This is a genomic window from Mesorhizobium sp. B2-4-15, assembly GCF_006658505.1.
Taxonomy (GTDB): domain Bacteria; phylum Pseudomonadota; class Alphaproteobacteria; order Rhizobiales; family Rhizobiaceae; genus Mesorhizobium.
On the sequence record NZ_VFUZ01000008.1, the window covers coordinates 222,587 to 240,128 of the forward strand.

Genomic DNA, 17,542 nt, shown 5'->3' on the forward strand with positions numbered 1-17,542 from the left:
AGCCAGCTTCGCGGGGGCTGGCGGATGAGCATACTGGCAACGATCAAAAACCACAGCGGCCGGATCTACCGCGGCGTCCAGGCGCTGCTTGTGCTCAGCATCGGCGCGGCGGCACTTGGCGCTTTCGACAATTCGCGAAACCTGCCGTCGAGCAGCGCCTTCGCCGTCTCGATCCTGGCCACGAGCGTCGCCTTGCTGGCGCTGATGTACATGCGCAGCAGCATCGTCCATCGCTTGCGGTCGGCTGAGGCGGCCGAGGCGGAGAAGCACTATTTCCTGACCAGGGACGCGATGACCGGGGCGATGACAAGGCGCTATTTCCTCGAAGCGCTGCGCGACAGCCTGGGCACCATGCGCGATCGGCGCGAGGCGACCTTGCTTTTGATCGACCTTGACCATTTCAAGCAGTTGAACGACACGTTCGGGCATCAGTTCGGCGACCGTACCCTGATGTATCTGGTCAAGACAGCGGAGCGCATCTTTGCCGGCAGCATGGTCGGGCGCCTGGGCGGCGACGAATTCGGCGTCATCATCCCGCACGCAGACCTCAACGCCATCAACAAGGATGTCAGGCAATTGCTGGATGCCATGCGGGCCGGCAAATCGCATGAAGGCAAGATCATTCCACTCTCCATTTCGCTCGGCGTGGCGCTGGCGCCCGCCCATGCCTCGAACACGACGGAACTGATGCTGGTTGCCGACCTGGCGCTCTATGAAAGCAAGGCGGCCGGCCGAGGCCGCGTCACCGTGTTCGACGAGGAGATGCTATCCGACAAGCGCTACCGCCGTCTGATCGAACGGGAATTGCGCGCCGCAGTCTATCTCGGCGAACTCGAACTGCACTACCAGCCGATCGTCAATCCGGACGGTTCCACCCATGCGTTTGAAGGGTTGATCCGCTGGCGTCACCCGGTACGCGGCCTGATCTCGCCGGCCGAGTTCATTCCGATCGCCGAACGCTCGACCTTGATCGACATGCTCGGCGAATGGGTGTTCAAGCGGGCTTGCGCCGATGTCGACCATTTCCAGGGGCGCCGCATCTCGATCAACGTTTCCGGCGAACAGCTCAAGCGCGACGAGATCGTCACCATGTGCGACCGCGTGCTGAAGGAAACCGGCCGTCAGGCGGCGCAATTCATCATCGAGATCACCGAGACGGTGGCGACCGCGGCCACGCCCGAGATCCTGCGTCGACTCGAGGCATTGGGTGGCCTTGGCTTCCACATAGCGCTCGATGATTTCGGCACCGGCCATTGCGGCTTCAACTATTTGAAAACCTTGCCTATCGACATCATCAAGATCGATCGCTCCTACATACGCAGCCTCGCCCATGACCAGGTGGCGCAGATCTTCGTCTCCGCGCTGGGGCAGATTGCGCGCATCCAGGACGTCACCATCGTGGCGGAAGGCGTGGAGACCGCGGAAGAATTCGCGCTGGCCAAGGCGGCCGGCTGCAACCGCTTCCAGGGCTATCATTTCGGCCGGCCGGCGCCGCGCGACAAGCTTGCTCCCGTTCGCACCGTCAATGCCGCTCCCCTGGCGCTGAGCGCCTGACGCCGCACGGCATCGGCTTCCTATTTTCCTTGCCCTGCCGGCAAACAAGTGGGACGATGCTTTTGGGCAGGTGGCGCTTGAAAAGAACCCCGCCCGCGACGGTCGAACAGGCCGGCCGCCGCTCGGGACCGATTGACCAAGCCTGAACCATGAATGCCAGTCGGTCCTACGGGAAACGCCTGAGTGGAGGTCAGTCATGGGTAATCGCGCCGGAGGACGACGCACGGGACCGAAATGCATTGCCATAGTCGGTCCCTTCGCAAGCGGTAAGACGACACTTCTAGAAGCCATATTGGCCCGCACGGGCGCTATCCCCCGCCAGAACCCGGTTTCCTCGGGCAGCACCGTTTCAGACCATTCGCCAGAGGCACGCGCCCACGCTATGAGCGTCGAGGCGACAATCGCCACCACCGAATTCATGGGCGAGCAGTTCACCTTCGTCGATTGTCCCGGCTCGATCGAATTTTCCTTCGAGGCCGAGCCGGTGCTGGCCGCCTGCGACATAGCAGTGGTCGTGGCCGAGGCCGATGAGAAGAAGATCCCCGCATTGCAGCTCATCATGCGCAAGCTCGACGACCTCGGCGTACCGCGCATCCTGTTCCTCAACAAGGTCGACAAGGCGGTAGCGGGCGTGCGTGACACGCTGAAGATGCTGCAGCCGGCAAGCTCGGTGCCGCTCCTGCTGCGCCAGATTCCGTTGCGCAAGGACGGCGTCGTCATCGGCTCGATCGATCTGGCGCTGGAGCGCGCCTACATCTACCGCGAATATGCCGAAAGCGAAGTGGCTCAGATACCGGGCGACGACAAGGCGCGCGAGCTGGAGGCACGCTTCTCCATGCTGGAGACGCTGGCCGACCATGACGATGAGCTGATGGAACAGCTACTCGAAGAGATCGAGCCGCCGAAGGACGCGGTCTTCGACGACCTGACCGCCGATCTTCGCGACGGCGTGGTGACGCCGGTGCTGATCGGCACCGCCGAGAAAGGCAACGGCGTGCTGCGCCTCCTGAAGGCGATCCGCCACGACGCGCCCGACATCGAGGCGACCCGCAAGCGGCTCGGTGCCCCGGATGGCAACGCCACACTGGCCCAGGTGATGAAGACCATCCACACGCCGCATGGCGGCAAATTGTCGGTGTCTCGCATCCTGTCAGGTCAGGTCGCCGACGGCCTGGAACTCTGGCTGCCAGGCGGCGGCACCGCCAAGGTCTCCGGCATCTACAAGATGCTGGGCAAGGACCAGGTCAAGCTCACCGCCGCCAAGGCTGGCGATACCGTGGCGCTCGGCAAGCTGGACGACGTCAAGACCGGCCAGACGTTGACCTCGGCCAAGGGCGGCACCAAACAGCTGTTCGATGTTGAGCCGCCGCAGCCGGTCTTTGCCTTCGCGCTACGCCCCAAGGAACGCAAGGATGAGGTGAAGATGTCGGCCGCCATCCAGCGGCTGGCCGAGGAGGACCCTTCGCTCAGCCTCCGTCACAACCAGGACTCGGCTGAAACGGTGCTGTCCGGCCATGGCGAGATGCACCTGCGCGTCGTGCGCGAGCGGCTGGAGGGCAAGAACCAGATTCCGGTCGAAGGCCATGCGCCGGCCGTGCCCTATCGCGAGACGATCCGCAAATCGGCGCAACAGCGCGGCCGCCACAAGAAGCAGTCCGGCGGCCATGGTCAGTTCGGCGATGTGGTGATCGAGATCAAGCCGCTGCCGCGCGGTTCCGGCTTCCAGTTCACTGACACCATCACCGGTGGCGTCGTGCCGAAGACCTATATCCAGTCGGTGGAGACGGGCATACGCGACTATCTGAAATCCGGCCCGCTCGGCTTCCCCGTCGTCGACATCGCCGTCAATCTGTCGGACGGCTCCTACCACGCAGTCGATTCTTCCGACATGGCCTTCCAGATGGCAGCGAGGCTGGCGATGAAGGAAGGCATGGCCGCCTGCTCGCCGGTGCTTCTGGAGCCGGTGATGAAAGTGGAGATCGTCACGCCGTCGGACGCCACTTCCAAGATCATCGCGCTGATCCCGCAGCGGCGTGGCCAGATCCTCGGCTATGACGCGCGGCCCGACTGGCCTGGCTGGGACGTCGTCGAGGCGACCATGCCGCAGGCCGAGATCGGCGACCTGATCATCGAGTTGCGTTCGGCGACCTCGGGCGTGGCCAGCTATCACGCCGCCTTCGACCACATGGCCGAACTCACCGGCCGCCTCGCCGACGAAGCGATGAACACCAACGGCAAGGCTGCCTGATTCTCATCCAATGCATGTCGCCCAAAAATGCCCAGCGGTTTGGGCGACATGCATGGAACACCTCAAGCGCGTCGCTCTGATGCGCGACGCTTTTGGCGCAGCATCCGTTCTGTTCGGGGGGATAAAACCAAAAACGACGCCCGGGGACCGGACGCCGTTTTGTTTGCGGACCGTTTTCTTGGGAGGAGAAACGGCAGGTCCGCCGCATGTGCAATTGCCGAATCTTCGGCGGAAAAGGTTCGGACGCGGTAGCCGCCTGAGCCCGGCCGTCCGAGTGATGCCCCCATCTCTCGTCCGAACCACACCGCGTCCTATCATCTACTTAGCAGGTCGAGGGTGGCCTTGTCATGTTACCAGAGGTTACATGACACTGTTACGTGGCAGTTCCGGTGAACTTTTCCGCCACCATGGTGGCGTCCGGGCAACAAAAAAGCCGGATCAATGAAGATCCGGCTGAGTTTGATTGGAAGTGCCTGTTAAGGCTAACCTCCAGAGGGGAACACTCGAGGGCGCTAATGGGAGGAGAACGCGCCCAGGAGATGATCTATATATGTGCCCACCATGCCCAAGAAACAAGCATCTATTTTGCAACACACGCATGCAAAAAGACACAGGCTGTGGTCTAACCCATTCCTGACGCCAATAGGACCAGCAGAATCGTCAAAATGGAGCACACAACGGGGCAATTGCCGTCTTGAGAACGTCAATTCCGGACGACTTTGCTCGCAAATGCCGAAAAACACCTGATGAGCTGAAATCAGGCAGTAGTCGTTTAATTCTGAGGCAATCAAGCGCGGGCATCCAATGCGTCCGTTTTCGGCGATCGCCGGCAGCGGCATCTTCCTGATTGCGGCACCCGGCGTGGTCGCCGGACTTATTCCCTGGCTGCTCAGCGATCGCTGGGCCTGCCATTGTCCGCCGTCCCAGGCTTTCTCCCTGCCGGCGGCGTTCTCATCGTTGCGGCGGCCGGCGTGCTGCTGCATGCCTTCGCCCGCTTCGCACTGGAGGGGCTGGGCACACCCGCCCCTGTCGCGCCCACCGAGAGGCTGGTGATCGGCGGGCATCTACCGCCATGTCCGCAACCCGATGTATGTCGCGGTGCTGTCGATCATCCTTGGCCAGGCATTGCTGTTCTCGAGCTGGACGCTTCTCGCCTACGGCGTTGTCGCGGGCGCGGCCATGATCATCTTCGTCAAGCTCTATGAGGAGCCGACACTCGCCAGCCGCTATGGCGCCGAATACGCAACCTACCGCCGCAATGTGCCGGGCTGGCTGCCGAGGCTGACGCCCTGGCGGGGTGGATAGACCACCGCCGCCAGCGCTGCCCCGTGGGCTAATAGGACCAGCTGCGCGCCTTTGCGATGACGAAATCGCGGAAGACATGCAGCTTCGCCTGGTTCTTCATCGCGTCGGGATAGGCGAAATATGTGTCGAAGGACGGCACTTCGGTTTCCGGCAAGAGCTGCACCAGGCCTGAGTCCTTGGAAATCACATAGTCGGGCAGCATGGCGATGCCGGCGCCGCCCTGCACGGCGCGCTTGATCGACAGGATATCGTTGATCTGCAGCGTCGGCACCCGTTGGCCGCCTTCGAAATCGCCGACCGTCTCCAGCCAGTTCAGCTCCGACAGATGCGAGGGCACCGGCACGCCGAAGGTGACGATGCGATGGCTCTTCAACTCGGCGACCGAAGCCGGCTTGCCGTACTTGGCGACATAGGATGGGGCCGCGTAGAGGTGGAAATGCACGGTGAACAGGCGGCGCTGGATCAGGTCCGGCTGCTGCGGCTGGCGCAGGCGGATGGCGCAGTCGGCCTGGCGCATGGTGAGGTCGAGTTCCTCGTTGGCGAGGATCAGCTGCAGGCTGATCTCGGGATAGAGTTCGATGAACTCCTGCACACGTTCGGTCAGCCAGCCGGCACCCAGACCCACCGTCGTCGTCACCCTGAGCACCCCGGAAGGCCGGTCCTTGGTCTCGGTCAGACGCGACTTGATGGTCTCGAGCTTCATCAGCACGTCATGCGCCGTGCGGAACAGCATTTCGCCCTGCTCGGTCAGCACCAGGCCGCGGGCATGGCGGTTGAACAGCGGCACGCCGACATCATGCTCGAGCGCGCTGACCTGCCGCGAGATTGCCGATTGTGAAAGGTGCAGTGTCTCGGCCGCGTGCGTAAACGACCCCGCTTCCGCCGCAGCGTGAAACACGCGTAGCTTGTCCCAGTCCAACGCCATGATACCCCTCGTTCTGCTTGGCGTCTGAATGAAAAATCAGGCTTTTACACGGCGTTTCTAAGCTGATTTTTTAACAATTTTACAAACGCCTATTCCGCCGCCTCGCGATGCACCTCGATGCCCGCCAGATACTTCTCCGCCTCCAGCGCGGCCATGCAGCCGAGGCCCGCCGCCGTCACCGCCTGGCGGTAGACATCGTCGGTCACGTCGCCCGCCGCGAACACGCCGGGCACGTCGGTGCGGGTCGAATTCGGCGCCGTCCACAGATAGCCGTTCGGCTTCTGCTTCAGCTTGCCGACGAACAGCTCGACCGCCGGCGCGTGGCCGATCGCCACGAACACGCCATCGACCTTAAGGTGCGTTTCGGCACCGGTCACCGCATGCTTGAGCTTGAGCCCTTCGACGGAAGGCGGCAGCGGCGCCTTGCCGGGGCGCCCGGTGATCTCGTCGACGATCGTGTCCCAGATGACGCGGACATTGTCCTTCTGCAGCAGCCGCTCGCGCAGGATGCGCTCGGCGCGGAAGTCCGAGCGCCTGTGGATGACCGTCACGCTCTTGGCGAGGTTCGACAAATAGAGCGCCTCTTCCACCGCTGAATTGCCGCCGCCGACCACGGCGACATCCTTGCCGCGATAGAAGAAGCCGTCGCAAGTGGCGCAGGCCGAGACGCCGAAACCCATGAAGTCCTGTTCGGTCGGAATGCCCAGCCACTTGGCTTGCGCGCCGGTGGCGATGATCAGCGCGTCAGCGGTGTAGGTCGTGCCGGAATCGCCCTTGGCGCGGAACGGCCGTACGTTGAGGTCGACCTCGGTGATGATGTCGTTGATGATGTCGGTGCCGACATGCTCGGCCTGCTTGAGCATCTGCTCCATCAGCCATGGCCCCTGGATCGGGTCGGCGAAGCCGGGATAGTTCTCGACATCGGTGGTGATCATCAGCTGACCGCCCTGCTGCAGGCCGGCGACCAGCATCGGCTTCAGCATGGCACGTGCGGCATAGACCGCCGCCGTATAGCCGGCCGGGCCGGAACCGATGATGAGAACAGGCGCGTGCTTGGTGGTCATTTGAAGCCTCTGCGGGGCAGACAGGGAATGTGCCTTGGGAAATGGCATGGAATGTCGCGCCTAATGTAAGGGTTGCCAACCATGCCAGCAAGACGAACGGGCCGTCGTCCCCGGAAAGCTTCGGCCCGTGGGGTTATTCGCGCGACGGTCGCATTCGTTACCGCTCAAAAATCGCGTTGACGAGGGCTGGCGCCAACACAAAAGTCGTTTAATTACAAAATTGTGAAAGATTCTTGCGCCGAGCTGAGACAGCCCATGCCCCTGAAAGCCGACCTCGACGCCATCGACTGGAAGATTCTGCGCGAGTTGCAGGCGGACGGGCGCATGACCAATGTCGAGCTCTCGAACCGGGTCGGCATTTCGGCGCCGCCCTGCCTGCGCCGGGTCAAGCGGCTGGAGGAAACCGGCATCATCCGCGGCTATCGGGCGTTGCTCAATGCCCCGGCGCTCGGCCTCGACGTCGTTGCGTTCTGCCTGGTCGGGCTGCACCACCAGGCCGATGCCGAGCTTCGCACCTTCGCCGAGCGCACGCGCGGCTGGCCGATCGTGCGCGATGCCTGGATGGTGTCGGGCGAATCCGATTTCCTGCTGCACTGCGTGGCAAGCGACCTCGGCGCCTTCCAGACCTTTGTCATCGAGGAACTGACCTCGACGCCGAATGTCGACACGGTGCGCACCGCGCTCACCATCCGACGGGTCAAGGATGAAGGGCTGGTCTCGTTCGAGCGATCTTGAGGTCAGGCGAACGCCTGCGCGCCTGCCCCCCGCGAATTCCTGGCCTTCGCCACACCGGCGCCGCGTTGGTGTCCGACAGACGCTCATGGATCGCTCCGCCGAACTTCGCCGCTTGGTTGGTTTCTCATGCAATCCCTGGAAAAATGTATAACGGTTTTCCGCCCGGGACTGCGTAAGAACAGATAGCGCAAGCAGCGTTGTTCCGAGGACGATCCGCCATGGGAAGGGGACCATGACTCGATTTGCAAGCCCGGTCTCGGCGCTTATCATCTGCATGAACGAGGCCGATATGATCGGCCCGTGCCTGGAAAGCATCGATTTCTGCGCCGAGATCGTCATCGTCGATTCCGGTTCGACGGACGGCACCGTCGAATGCGTGCAAAGCTATATCGCCAAAGGCTACCCGATAACGCTGCTGCACAATGACTGGCCGGGTTTTCCCCGTCAGCGGCAATTCGCGCTCGACCATGCCAATCAGCCCTGGTGTCTTTCCATCGATCCTGATGAACGCGTCGACGACCGGCTGCGGCAGTCGATCGTGGCCATCACGCAATCGACCAACGACAAGATCCACGGCTGGTACATCCGCCGCCGAGACTGGCTGAAGGGCTACGGCTATGCGCATCGCTGGGTGCTGCACAACAGGCTGATGCGGCTTTTCCGCCGCGAAGGCGCCACCATGGATCTCACCGCGCGGGTGCATGAATCCTTTGGCGTGCCGGGCGAGACCGGCACGATCGAGGACGGTGTCCTGCTGCATCGCCGCGAAATATCGGTCGAGGACGATGTTGCCCGGGCCAACGCCTATTCCAGCCTGAAGGCCGTAACGCTGGTCGAGAAGGGCAAGAAGCCCGGCCTGGTGCGGCTGGTGCTGTCACCGCTTGGCAACTTCCTCAAATTCTACCTGGCCAAGCGCTACTTCCTCTGCGGCCGGCACGGTTTCGTCTACTCGATGTCGGTGATGATCTATTCCTTCGCCACGGAGGCCAAACTCTACGAGGCCTCGGACCGCAGCGATCCCGTGTAAGCCGTCAGGTTCGGATCAGGATCTGTTGTCCCCGCCGAGCGTTTCGATAGCGGCGAGCAAACCGATGAGGTCGTCCCCATCATGCAGGCGCCGGATGGCGAAGCCGGGCTGAACCGCCGCCTCGCCGCCCACCAGCCAGCCTTGTGCCAAGCCGGCGCGCCGTCCCGCCTGCATGTCCGCTGGCTTGTCACCGACGATCAAAGAGCGCTGGAGATCGAGGTCGAGGCGCTTGCCCGCCTCGATCAGCATGCCCGGATTGGGCTTGCGCATCGGATGATCGGCAATGGCGAGCGGCCCGATGCCGGCCTCGTGATAGGCACAGGCCAGAACCATGTCGACGAACACGCTCTGTTCGCGCAGCAGCTCCAGCACGCGGCGATTGACCGCCGCGAAGACGCTCCAGTCGAAATAGCCGCGCGCGATACCGGACTGGTTGGTGACCACGACGACCGGGACACCGGCCCGGTTCGCGGCCGCTATCGCCGGCAGCATCTGCGGCCTGAGCTCGATCTCGGCCGGGTCGCTCGGATAGTCCGTGTCGACATTGATGGTTCCGTCGCGGTCGAGGAACAGCGCCGGCGTACCTTTGGGAAAGACCTCCTTGCCGACCCGCTCGACCCACAGGCCCGGTTCGGTCAGTGGATACGGCTCCTCTCTGCCGTCAGCGTCCACTCTGTCAGCCATTGTGCAGGCGGGCTTCCACCACCTCGCACAGATGATGGTAGAGGCACAGATGCCCCTGCTGGATGATCGGCGTCGAGGTCGAGGGCACGTTGAGCAGGATGTCGCACAGCGGCTTGAGCTTGCCGCCCGTGTCGCCGGTCAGGCCGATCACCGTCATATCCATCATCCGCGCCTGTTCGGCGGCGGCGAGGATGCTCGGTGAATTGCCGCTGGTCGAGATCGCCAGCAGCACGCCGCCGGCCGAGCCATGCGCCTCGACCTGGCGCGAGAACACCGTGTCGAAGCCATAATCATTGCCCCAGGCCGTCAGCACCGCGGCATTGGCCGGCAATGCGATGACATTGTAGGCCTTGCGTTCCTTGAGGAAGCGGCCGACCAGCTCGCCGGCTATGTGGATGGCATCGCTGGCCGAGCCGCCATTGCCGCAGATCAAAAACGCCTTCCCAGACGAAAGCGCCGTCACCACGGCGCTCACCGCCCGCTCCATCTCGCCGGTAAGGTCGCGCTCGACCATGGCGGTAATCGCCGCCGCCGAGCGGACCAGATAATCGTTCAGTTCGGACATGGAACCCTCAGTTGGTGGTGCCGGAACGCATTTTGCCAATGGTGTTGGTGGTGCTCTTGCCGGCAACGAGATCGACCAGCACGACGCGCCCGCCGGCCTTCTGCACCACATCGGCGCCAACCACGGTGTCGATCGTGTAATCCGCGCCCTTGACCAGAATGTCGGGCAGGAGCGCCTCGATCAGCGCCAGCGGTGTATCCTCATCGAACACCACGACGGCGTCGACCGAGGCAAGCGCCGCGAGCACGCAGGCGCGGTCATGCTGGTCATTGACCGGTCGTCCTGGCCCTTTCAGCCGCCGCACCGAGGCGTCGCTGTTGAGGCCGAGCACCAGCCGGTCGCACTGGCTGCGCGCCGCGTGCAGCAGGCTGACATGGCCGGCATGCAGGATATCGAAACAGCCATTGGTGAAGCCGACGCTCAGGCCCTCTTCCTTCCAGGCCGCCACCATGCGCGCGGCCGACGTGGCATCGAGGATGGCATCCTTGTGCGCGGTCGGTCCGTGCGAGCGGAACAGCGCGCCGGTCAATTCCTCGACCGTCAGCCGCGCGGTGCCGCGCTTGCCCACCACGACGCCGCCGGCCGCATTGGCGATCGAGGCGGCAGCGACAGGATCGGCGCCGGCGGCAAGCGCCAGAGCAAAGGTCGCGATCACGGTGTCGCCGGCACCTGAAACGTCGAACACTTCGCGCGCCTGGGTGGCGATGTGGCGCGCTTCGGTGGGGCCGACCACGCTCATGCCCTTTTCGCTGCGGGTGGCGACGACGAAGTCGAGGCCATGCGCTGAAATCAGTTCGCGGGCGGCCTCGACGATCTCGTCATCGGCGAACACCGCATGGCCGACGGCCTCGCCAAGCTCCTTGCGGTTGGGGGTGATGGCGGTCGCCCCGGCATAGCGCGCATAGTCGCGGCCCTTGGGATCGACCAGCACCGGTTTTCCCGCCGCGCGGCAGATGGCGATCAGTTCGGCGGCGACGCCGTCGAGCAGGATGCCCTTGCCGTAATCGGACAGGATGACGATGTCGGCCTCGTCGAGTGCCGCGCGAAAATGCCGGATCAGCCCCGCCCGCTCAATGCTGTCGAGCGGCTTGACCTCTTCCTCGTCGAAGCGCAGCACCTGCTGGTTGAGCGCGCTGAAGCGGCTCTTGGACGAGGTCATGCGGCCGCGCTGCTGCGCCAGGCCCGCCGTGTCGGCGCCAAGCGCGCCGAGCATCCGCACCAGGCTGTCGCCGGCAGCGTCCGTGCCGATCACAGAAACCGGAATGGCACGCGCGCCAAGCGAAACGATGTTGGCCACGACGTTGCCGGCGCCGCCCATGGCCGAGGTTTCGCCGCGCCCGTGCAGCACGGGGATCGGCGCCTCCGGCGAAATCCGCTCGATGATCCCATTGACGAAACGGTCGAGGATGATGTCGCCGACCACCAGCACGGCGACGTCGCCAAAGCGCGCAATGGCGCGGTGCAGTGGTTCGGGAGAAGGCGGATTGTGCTTGATCATGTCACTGGCAACGCGCTGGGAAAACCGTCTCTGGACTATATGGGGTCGGTTGGCGGGACCGATCGTTCGTGCCTGCCGATATACCGCAATTCGAGCCGGCGCAACGGCGGCGCCGTGTCAGCTCTTCTGCAGGGCAACGTGAACGCCGAGCCCGACCAGCACAGCGCCGCCCGCCCGCTGCATCAGCCGTTGCGCCCGGCTCGAACGCCGCAGCCGGCCGATCACGAGACCAGCCAGGAAGACGCAGACGATGTCGGCCGAGGAGAACATCAGGTTGACGATGGTGCCGAGCACGACGAATTGCAGCCAGACCGGAAACGCCGCGGAGGCATCTATGAACTGCGGCAGGAACGCCATGAAGAAGATCGCGGTCTTGGGATTGAGCACCTCGACGGTGATGCTCTCGAAGAAGGCGCGGCGAGCCGACTTGCGCTCGATGACGGGCAACGCCGCGTCACCCTCCCCGCGCTTGCGAAACAGCGAGACACCGAGCCAGATCAGGTAGAGCGCACCGACCAGCTTGACCGCCATGTAAAGCGGCGGCACGGCGTGGAACAGCACCGACAGGCCGGCAGCAGCGGCAAAGACGTGCACATAGCCGCCCAGATGAATGCCGAGCGCCGCCGTCAGCCCCGACCAGCGCCCGCGCGCCATGGTCTGCGCGGCCGCGTAGAGCATGGCCGGACCGGGAATATAGGCGAAGATCGCCGTGGTGGCGAAAAACGCGATGAGCAGTTCGGTCGACGGCATTCTGTTGTCCCTTATGATCCTGCCCTGTCCGATTGCAGACCTTTCAGTCAGCCCGTGGGATGGCTTTGGATTGGCCTGCGCGAACAGCCGCAATGAAAGCCGATATGACTTTTTTGTGGAACGACGGACTGAATGCGCCGATACGCGCACCCGGTTCGAAATAGGCCGACGATTCCAGAATATCGTGGTTGTACTCGTCGACTATGACCCAAAGGGGGATAGGGTCAAGGCCGGCGCGGCGGCGTTCAATTTCCGGAACGCCAGCGGCGATGCGATCACGGCCCGGCTGCGTGGAGGTGATGGCAAGGATGAAAAGGTTCGTGCCTCCGGCTTTTCCGGGAAGAACGGCGACAAAGGCGACAGGCCTCGTCTTGCGGCCTTCGGTCTCGACGTCTCCATGTTGGCGATGCCACAGATATGGATATCGCCAGGCGTCCGCGGCGACCGGTTTAGTCACCGTTCAGTTCCGCGGCGTACTCCTCCAGCATCTCGACATGTTCCAGCGGTGCATCCTCCGCCGCGTAGGCGCGACGGCTATCGGTGCCGAAGCGCGCTTCGTAGGTCTCGATGCTCATCAGGACGTATCTCGGCTTGTTGTGGCGAGTGATGGAGACCGGCTGCTGGCTGGCAGCCGCGAGCACGTCGCCGAGATTCTGTTTCAGATCAGTCGATGTATAGTGTTTCATTGGACACTCCGTTTTGCCATAATAGACAAAATGGACAAAACAGACAAGCCTGAACGGGCGAGCCCGAGCGACCGCCTGCTTTGTCGACAGCCCGGCTGGCCTCGCTTATAAGGACCGGAATCGCAAGCAACCAGAGGCCTTCATGATCATCGTCACGGGCGGCGCCGGCATGATCGGCTCAAACATCGTCGCCGCGCTCAACGTCGAAGGCCATGACGACATCGTCGTCGTCGACGACCTCACCGACGGCCACAAGATCGCCAACCTCGCCGATCTCAAAATCGCCGACTACCTCGACAAGGACGATTTCCTGCCCCGCATCGAGGCCGGATCGCTCGGCCGCATCGAGGCCGTCTTCCACCAGGGCGCCTGCTCGACCACCACCGAATGGAACGGCAAGTTCATGATGGAGGTCAACTACGCCTATTCGAAGCGGCTGCTGCATGCCTGCCAGACGCTGCGCGTGCCCTTCCTCTACGCCTCTTCCGCGTCCGTCTATGGCGGCGGTTCCGAATTTCGCGAGGAGCCGGCGCTGGAGCGGCCGCTCAACGTCTATGCCTATTCGAAGAAACTGTTCGACGACTATGTCAGGCGCACCGCCTTCGACACCGACCATTCGCAGGTCGCGGGCCTGCGCTACTTCAACGTCTATGGCCCACGCGAGGCGCACAAGGGCGCCATGGCCTCGGTCGCCTTTCATCTGTTCAACCAGGTCGAGCGGGGCGAGAACCCGAAACTGTTCGGCGCCTATGATGGCTTCGGACCGGGCGAGCAGAGCCGCGACTTCATCCATGTCGGCGACGTCGCCGATGTCAATCTGTGGCTGTGGAAGCGCGGCTCGAGCGGCATCTTCAACTGCGGCACCGGCCGCGCCCAGCCCTTCCGCGCCATCGCCGAAACGGTGATCGACACGCTGGGCAAAGGCGAGATCGAGTTCATCGAATTCCCCGACCACCTCAAGGGCAGCTACCAGAGCTTTACGCAAGCTGATATGTCCCGTGTGCGCGCGGCCGGTTATAACGGTCAATTCCGGAGCGTCGAAACTGGCGTCAGAGACTATGTCGAATGGCTGAAAGCCCAACGATCCTCGTGATCGGCCCACGCTGGGTGGGCGATATGGTGATGGCGCAGTGCCTGTTCTCGGCGCTGAAGGAGCTCCATCCCAACGCCGCGATCGACGTGCTGGCGCCCGCCTGGGCTGCCCCGCTGGTCAAGCGCATGCCTGAAATACGCCAGCAGATCGACTTTCCGCTAAAGCCCGGCGCGCTCGAATTCACCCATCGCCGCCGTTTCGGCCGCCTGCTGCGCGGCCGCTACGACATGGCTTATATCCTGCCGGGCAGCTGGAAATCGGCGCTGATCCCGTTCTTTGCCCGCATTCCGCGCCGTTTCGGCCATCTGCGTGAAATGCGCTATGGGCTGCTGACCGACATCGTGCCGCTGCCCGATGCCGTGAAACGGCGCACCGCGCAGGCCTATTTCGGCCTCGCCCAGGGCGGCACTTTCCGCGCGCCCCGGCTGACCATGGATGCGCAAAACCAGGCTGTCCTGCTCGACCGTTTCGGACTGGCGCCACAGAAATTCGTGGCCCTCATGCCCGGCGCCGAGTTCGGCCCGGCAAAGCGCTGGCCGAGCGAAAGCTATGCCGGGCTTGCCCGCGAATTCATGGGCAAGGGCTTCAAAGTCGCCCTGTTCGGTTCGAAGAACGATCGCGAGGTGACGGCGGAGATCGCGGCCCTCGCGCCTGGCGTCGTCGACCTCGCAGGCCAGACGCGGCTGGAAGACGCCATCGATCTGATCGCCGCCGCCAGGCTGGCCGTCTCCAACGACAGCGGCCTGATGCATGTCGCCGCGGCTGTCGGCACCTCCATCGTTGCGGTCTATGGTTCGACCTCACCTGAAAACACGCCGCCACTGGCGGAGCGCCGCGAACTGGTCTGGCTCGGCCTGTCCTGCTCGCCCTGCCACCGCAAGGTCTGCCCGCTCGGCCATCTCAATTGCCTCAAGACATTGGAAGTCGGGCAGGTTGCGGCGGCGGCGGACCGGCTGCTGGAACTTCCGGCAGCGGCATGAAGGTGCTCATCGTCAAGACATCGTCCATGGGCGATGTCATCCACACATTTCCGGCCGTCGAGGATGCCAGCCTCGTCAGGCCGGACATATCCTTCGACTGGTGCGTCGAGGAGGCGTTCGCCGGCATCGTGGCGCTCCATCCGGCGATCGGCAGGATCCACACGGTCGCCATCCGGCGCTGGCGCAAGGCACTGTTCAATGGCGGCACCTGGCGCGAGGCGGCCGCCCTGCGCCGAACCTTGCGGTCATGCCACTATGACCTGGTCATCGATGCACAGGGCCTGCTGAAATCGGCGCTTGTGGCGCGGCAGGCCGGCGCGCCGATCGCCGGCTTCGACCGGTCGAGCGCGCGCGAACCTTCGGCGACGCTGTTTTATGACGTCACCTATAGTGTGCCCCGCGACCTGCACGCCATCGAGCGGACAAGGCGGCTGTTCGGACTGGCGCTTGGCTACCAGCCCGATCTTTCGACGCTCAATTCCGGCATTGTGCCGCCGGCTGGCACGATCGCCAACATCCGCGGCAAGACCGCCTTCCTGCTGCACGGGACCAGCCGGGAGGACAAGAAATGGCCGGTCGAAGACTGGATCGGAACCGCCCGGCTGCTGGTCGACCGGGGCATGACGCCTGTCACCACCTGGTCGAATGAGCGCGAGAAGATTGTGGCCGAAGCGATCGGCAAGGCCGCGCCGTCCACGGTCGTGGTGCCGAAGTCACCGCTGGCCGACATCGCCGCCATCCTCGGCCGCTCGACGCTGGTGATCGGCGCCGACACCGGGCTTACACACCTCGCCAGCGGCTTCGGACTGCCGACAGTCGCGGTGTTCCTGGCGACGGAGCCGGGTTTGACCGGCCCGCGCGGGCCGTATGCGTCGACACTGCTGGCCGCGCCCGGTGGTCGTGTTGTACCAGCGGAGGTGATAGCGGAGGCGGAGAGATTGATGGAGCTTAGCCAGGCAAATATCGGCGAAGATTGATTTTTCGATCGAAACAGTCGGAAAGTCGGCGCTGCCCCTCATCCGGCTGCCGCCACCTTCTCCCGTATAGTGACCGGGAGAAGGGGCTGACCGCGACCTCGGCTTAATATTCTGCAACGTTTCTGTTTGGCGAAACCATCGATGACAGCGGCCTTCTCCCCGTCACTATACGGGGAGAAGTGCCCGGCAGGGCGATGAGAGGCAGCGCCGACCTTGGCTTGAAGTGCGGACAGTACGAAACCGCCCCGTCAAACTCCCTAAATAAACTGCACCTGGACGATCTCATAGCCGCGCGCACCACCTGGCGCGTTGACCTCGATGGCGTCGCCGACTTCCTTGCCGATGAGCGCCCGCGCGATCGGCGAGGAGATCGAGATGCGGCCGGACTTCACGTCGGCTTCCTGGTCGCCGACGATCTGGTAGGTCTTCTTTTCCTCGGTGTCCTCATCGACCAGCACGACGGTGGCGCCGAACTTGACCTTGTCGCCGCTGAGCTTGGTGACGTCGATCACCTCGGCGCGCGCGATCAGGTCCTCGAGTTCGTTGACGCGGCCCTCATTGAGGCTCTGTGCCTCCTTGGCGGCATGATATTCGGCATTTTCGGACAGGTCGCCATGCGAGCGCGCCTCGGAGATCGCCTCGATGATGCGCGGCCGCTCTTCCTGCTGGCGCCAACGCAGTTCTTCCTTCAATGACGCGAACCCCTCGCCTGTCATCGGGACCTTGTTCATAATGCCTGACCTTTCTGCCGCCGCCCCCGCGTTTCGGGGGAAGCCTTGTCGTTGGGTACAAAAAGAAAACGGTCCGGCAGCCTCGGGCTAACGGAACCGTTTCACCGCAATTTCCCCCAATATAGCAATCTTCGCGGGTTTTTCACGCCCAAAAAAGCGGTTTTGCAAAAATCGTCACCGCTTTCGCGAGCCGGGCGGCGGCGAGGCAAGGCGGCGACAAAAAGCGGCCGCGATCGATCGCGGCCGCTTCGAGACCCTTGGACGCCAGGTCAGCTCCGCATGAAATGGTCGATCTGCTCGGCCAGCATGCCGTATTCGCGCGATCCCTTGCCGGTGCGCTTCTCGATCTCCACCAGCTGCTGCTGGGCGCCGGCCAGATCGCCGATCTGCAGATGCGCTTCGCCGAGATATTCGCGCACCAGCGTGTAGTTCGGGTCGATGCGCAGCGCTTCCTCGTAATAGCCGAGGCCGACGGCGACACGGCCGGAATGGCGGTGCGAATAGCCGAGATAGTTCAGGATGCGCGGATCCTGCTTGTTGGCGGCAAGGGTGAGCACCGAGATCGCCTCGTCATAGCGCCCGGCCATCGCCAGGTCGTGACCGGCTTCATAGATGCTGTCGTCGTCCAGCATGCCTTCCTGAGGCGCGACGCACTTTTTCTTCTTATTGTCCCAGACTTCGCCCTTCTTGCACTGACTGACGGTCTGGCCACCGCCACCC

Annotated in this window: 17 protein-coding genes and 1 pseudogene; 8 read left to right on the forward strand and 10 right to left on the reverse strand. The window is 63.6% G+C overall.

Going from position 1 to position 17,542, the window contains the following annotated elements:
- Positions 1-24: 24 nt before the first annotated feature.
- The 3 genes and pseudogenes from FJ930_RS12640 (at position 25) to FJ930_RS30830 (ending at position 5,107) form a co-directional block, all read left to right on the forward strand.
- Positions 25-1,554: an EAL domain-containing protein gene (locus FJ930_RS12640; RefSeq protein ID WP_140744407.1), complete on the forward strand. Its 1,530-nt coding sequence runs from the start codon at positions 25-27 to the stop codon at positions 1,552-1,554.
- Between the two features lie 196 nt (positions 1,555-1,750).
- Entirely contained in the window at positions 1,751-3,802 is a 2,052-nt protein-coding gene (locus FJ930_RS12645) for an elongation factor G (protein WP_141837960.1), read from the forward strand.
- 804 nt (positions 3,803-4,606) lie between these two features.
- Positions 4,607-5,107 (forward strand): annotated as a pseudogene (locus tag FJ930_RS30830) (isoprenylcysteine carboxylmethyltransferase family protein).
- A gap of 28 nt (positions 5,108-5,135) precedes the next feature.
- Here FJ930_RS30830 and FJ930_RS12655 read toward each other — a convergent pair.
- Positions 5,136-6,032 carry a LysR family transcriptional regulator gene (locus FJ930_RS12655; RefSeq protein WP_140744404.1) on the reverse strand — a complete coding sequence of 299 codons (897 nt, stop codon included), beginning with the start codon at positions 6,030-6,032 and terminating at the stop codon, positions 5,136-5,138.
- A gap of 89 nt (positions 6,033-6,121) precedes the next feature.
- Positions 6,122-7,096, reverse strand: a complete 975-nt coding sequence (gene trxB, locus FJ930_RS12660) for a thioredoxin-disulfide reductase (RefSeq protein ID WP_141837962.1) — start codon at positions 7,094-7,096, stop codon at positions 6,122-6,124.
- A gap of 255 nt (positions 7,097-7,351) precedes the next feature.
- On the opposite strand from trxB, the gene FJ930_RS12665 reads away from it, so the two are divergent.
- Together FJ930_RS12665 and FJ930_RS12670 are read left to right on the forward strand one after the other, a co-directional pair.
- Positions 7,352-7,831: an Lrp/AsnC family transcriptional regulator gene (locus tag FJ930_RS12665; RefSeq protein ID WP_140613115.1), complete on the forward strand. Its 480-nt coding sequence runs from the start codon at positions 7,352-7,354 to the stop codon at positions 7,829-7,831.
- Between the two features lie 232 nt (positions 7,832-8,063).
- A complete protein-coding gene (locus FJ930_RS12670; RefSeq protein WP_141837964.1) occupies positions 8,064-8,858 on the forward strand; it encodes a glycosyltransferase family 2 protein in 795 nt (264 codons plus the stop codon).
- A 15-nt stretch (positions 8,859-8,873) separates the two neighbouring features.
- Here the strand turns inward: FJ930_RS12670 and gmhB are convergent, their stop codons facing one another.
- The 6 genes from gmhB to FJ930_RS12700 form a co-directional block, all read right to left on the reverse strand.
- Positions 8,874-9,542, reverse strand: a complete 669-nt coding sequence (gmhB, locus tag FJ930_RS12675; RefSeq protein WP_141837966.1) for a D-glycero-beta-D-manno-heptose 1,7-bisphosphate 7-phosphatase — start codon at positions 9,540-9,542, stop codon at positions 8,874-8,876.
- Positions 9,535-10,107, reverse strand: coding sequence for an SIS domain-containing protein (locus FJ930_RS12680; RefSeq protein ID WP_140744400.1), 573 nt, complete (start codon positions 10,105-10,107; stop codon positions 9,535-9,537). Before FJ930_RS12680 ends, gmhB begins: the two co-directional genes overlap by 8 nt.
- 7 nt (positions 10,108-10,114) lie before the next feature.
- Positions 10,115-11,605, reverse strand: a complete 1,491-nt coding sequence (gene rfaE1 / locus FJ930_RS12685) for a D-glycero-beta-D-manno-heptose-7-phosphate kinase (RefSeq protein ID WP_141837968.1) — start codon at positions 11,603-11,605, stop codon at positions 10,115-10,117.
- 117 nt (positions 11,606-11,722) lie between these two features.
- Positions 11,723-12,355 (reverse strand): LysE family translocator, encoded by a 633-nt coding sequence (locus FJ930_RS12690; protein WP_140763417.1) that lies wholly within the window; start codon positions 12,353-12,355, stop codon positions 11,723-11,725.
- 43 nt (positions 12,356-12,398) lie between these two features.
- Entirely contained in the window at positions 12,399-12,812 is a 414-nt protein-coding gene (locus tag FJ930_RS12695; RefSeq protein WP_246676892.1) for a hypothetical protein, read from the reverse strand.
- Positions 12,805-13,041 carry a type II toxin-antitoxin system Phd/YefM family antitoxin gene (locus FJ930_RS12700; protein WP_140744397.1) on the reverse strand — a complete coding sequence of 79 codons (237 nt, stop codon included), beginning with the start codon at positions 13,039-13,041 and terminating at the stop codon, positions 12,805-12,807. Before FJ930_RS12700 ends, FJ930_RS12695 begins: the two co-directional genes overlap by 8 nt.
- Before the next feature lie 142 nt (positions 13,042-13,183).
- On the opposite strand from FJ930_RS12700, the gene rfaD reads away from it, so the two are divergent.
- From rfaD to waaC, 3 genes are read left to right on the forward strand one after another with little or no spacing between them, the layout of a single operon-like run.
- Positions 13,184-14,134 carry an ADP-glyceromanno-heptose 6-epimerase gene (gene rfaD, locus FJ930_RS12705; protein WP_141837969.1) on the forward strand — a complete coding sequence of 317 codons (951 nt, stop codon included), beginning with the start codon at positions 13,184-13,186 and terminating at the stop codon, positions 14,132-14,134.
- The gene (gene waaF, locus FJ930_RS12710; protein ID WP_141837971.1) at positions 14,107-15,114 is read left to right on the forward strand and encodes a lipopolysaccharide heptosyltransferase II; all 1,008 of its coding nucleotides are present in this window, start codon (positions 14,107-14,109) and stop codon (positions 15,112-15,114) included. Before rfaD ends, waaF begins: the two co-directional genes overlap by 28 nt.
- A complete protein-coding gene (waaC, locus tag FJ930_RS12715; protein ID WP_141837972.1) occupies positions 15,111-16,091 on the forward strand; it encodes a lipopolysaccharide heptosyltransferase I in 981 nt (326 codons plus the stop codon). The genes waaF and waaC overlap by 4 nt, the downstream gene beginning before the upstream one ends.
- A gap of 257 nt (positions 16,092-16,348) precedes the next feature.
- Here the strand turns inward: waaC and greA are convergent, their stop codons facing one another.
- Together greA and FJ930_RS12725 are read right to left on the reverse strand one after the other, a co-directional pair.
- Entirely contained in the window at positions 16,349-16,822 is a 474-nt protein-coding gene (gene greA, locus FJ930_RS12720) for a transcription elongation factor GreA (RefSeq protein ID WP_008877613.1), read from the reverse strand.
- 269 nt (positions 16,823-17,091) lie between these two features.
- Positions 17,092-17,542 (reverse strand): tetratricopeptide repeat protein (locus tag FJ930_RS12725; protein ID WP_140744393.1); only part of this gene is annotated, 451 nt, incomplete at its 5' end.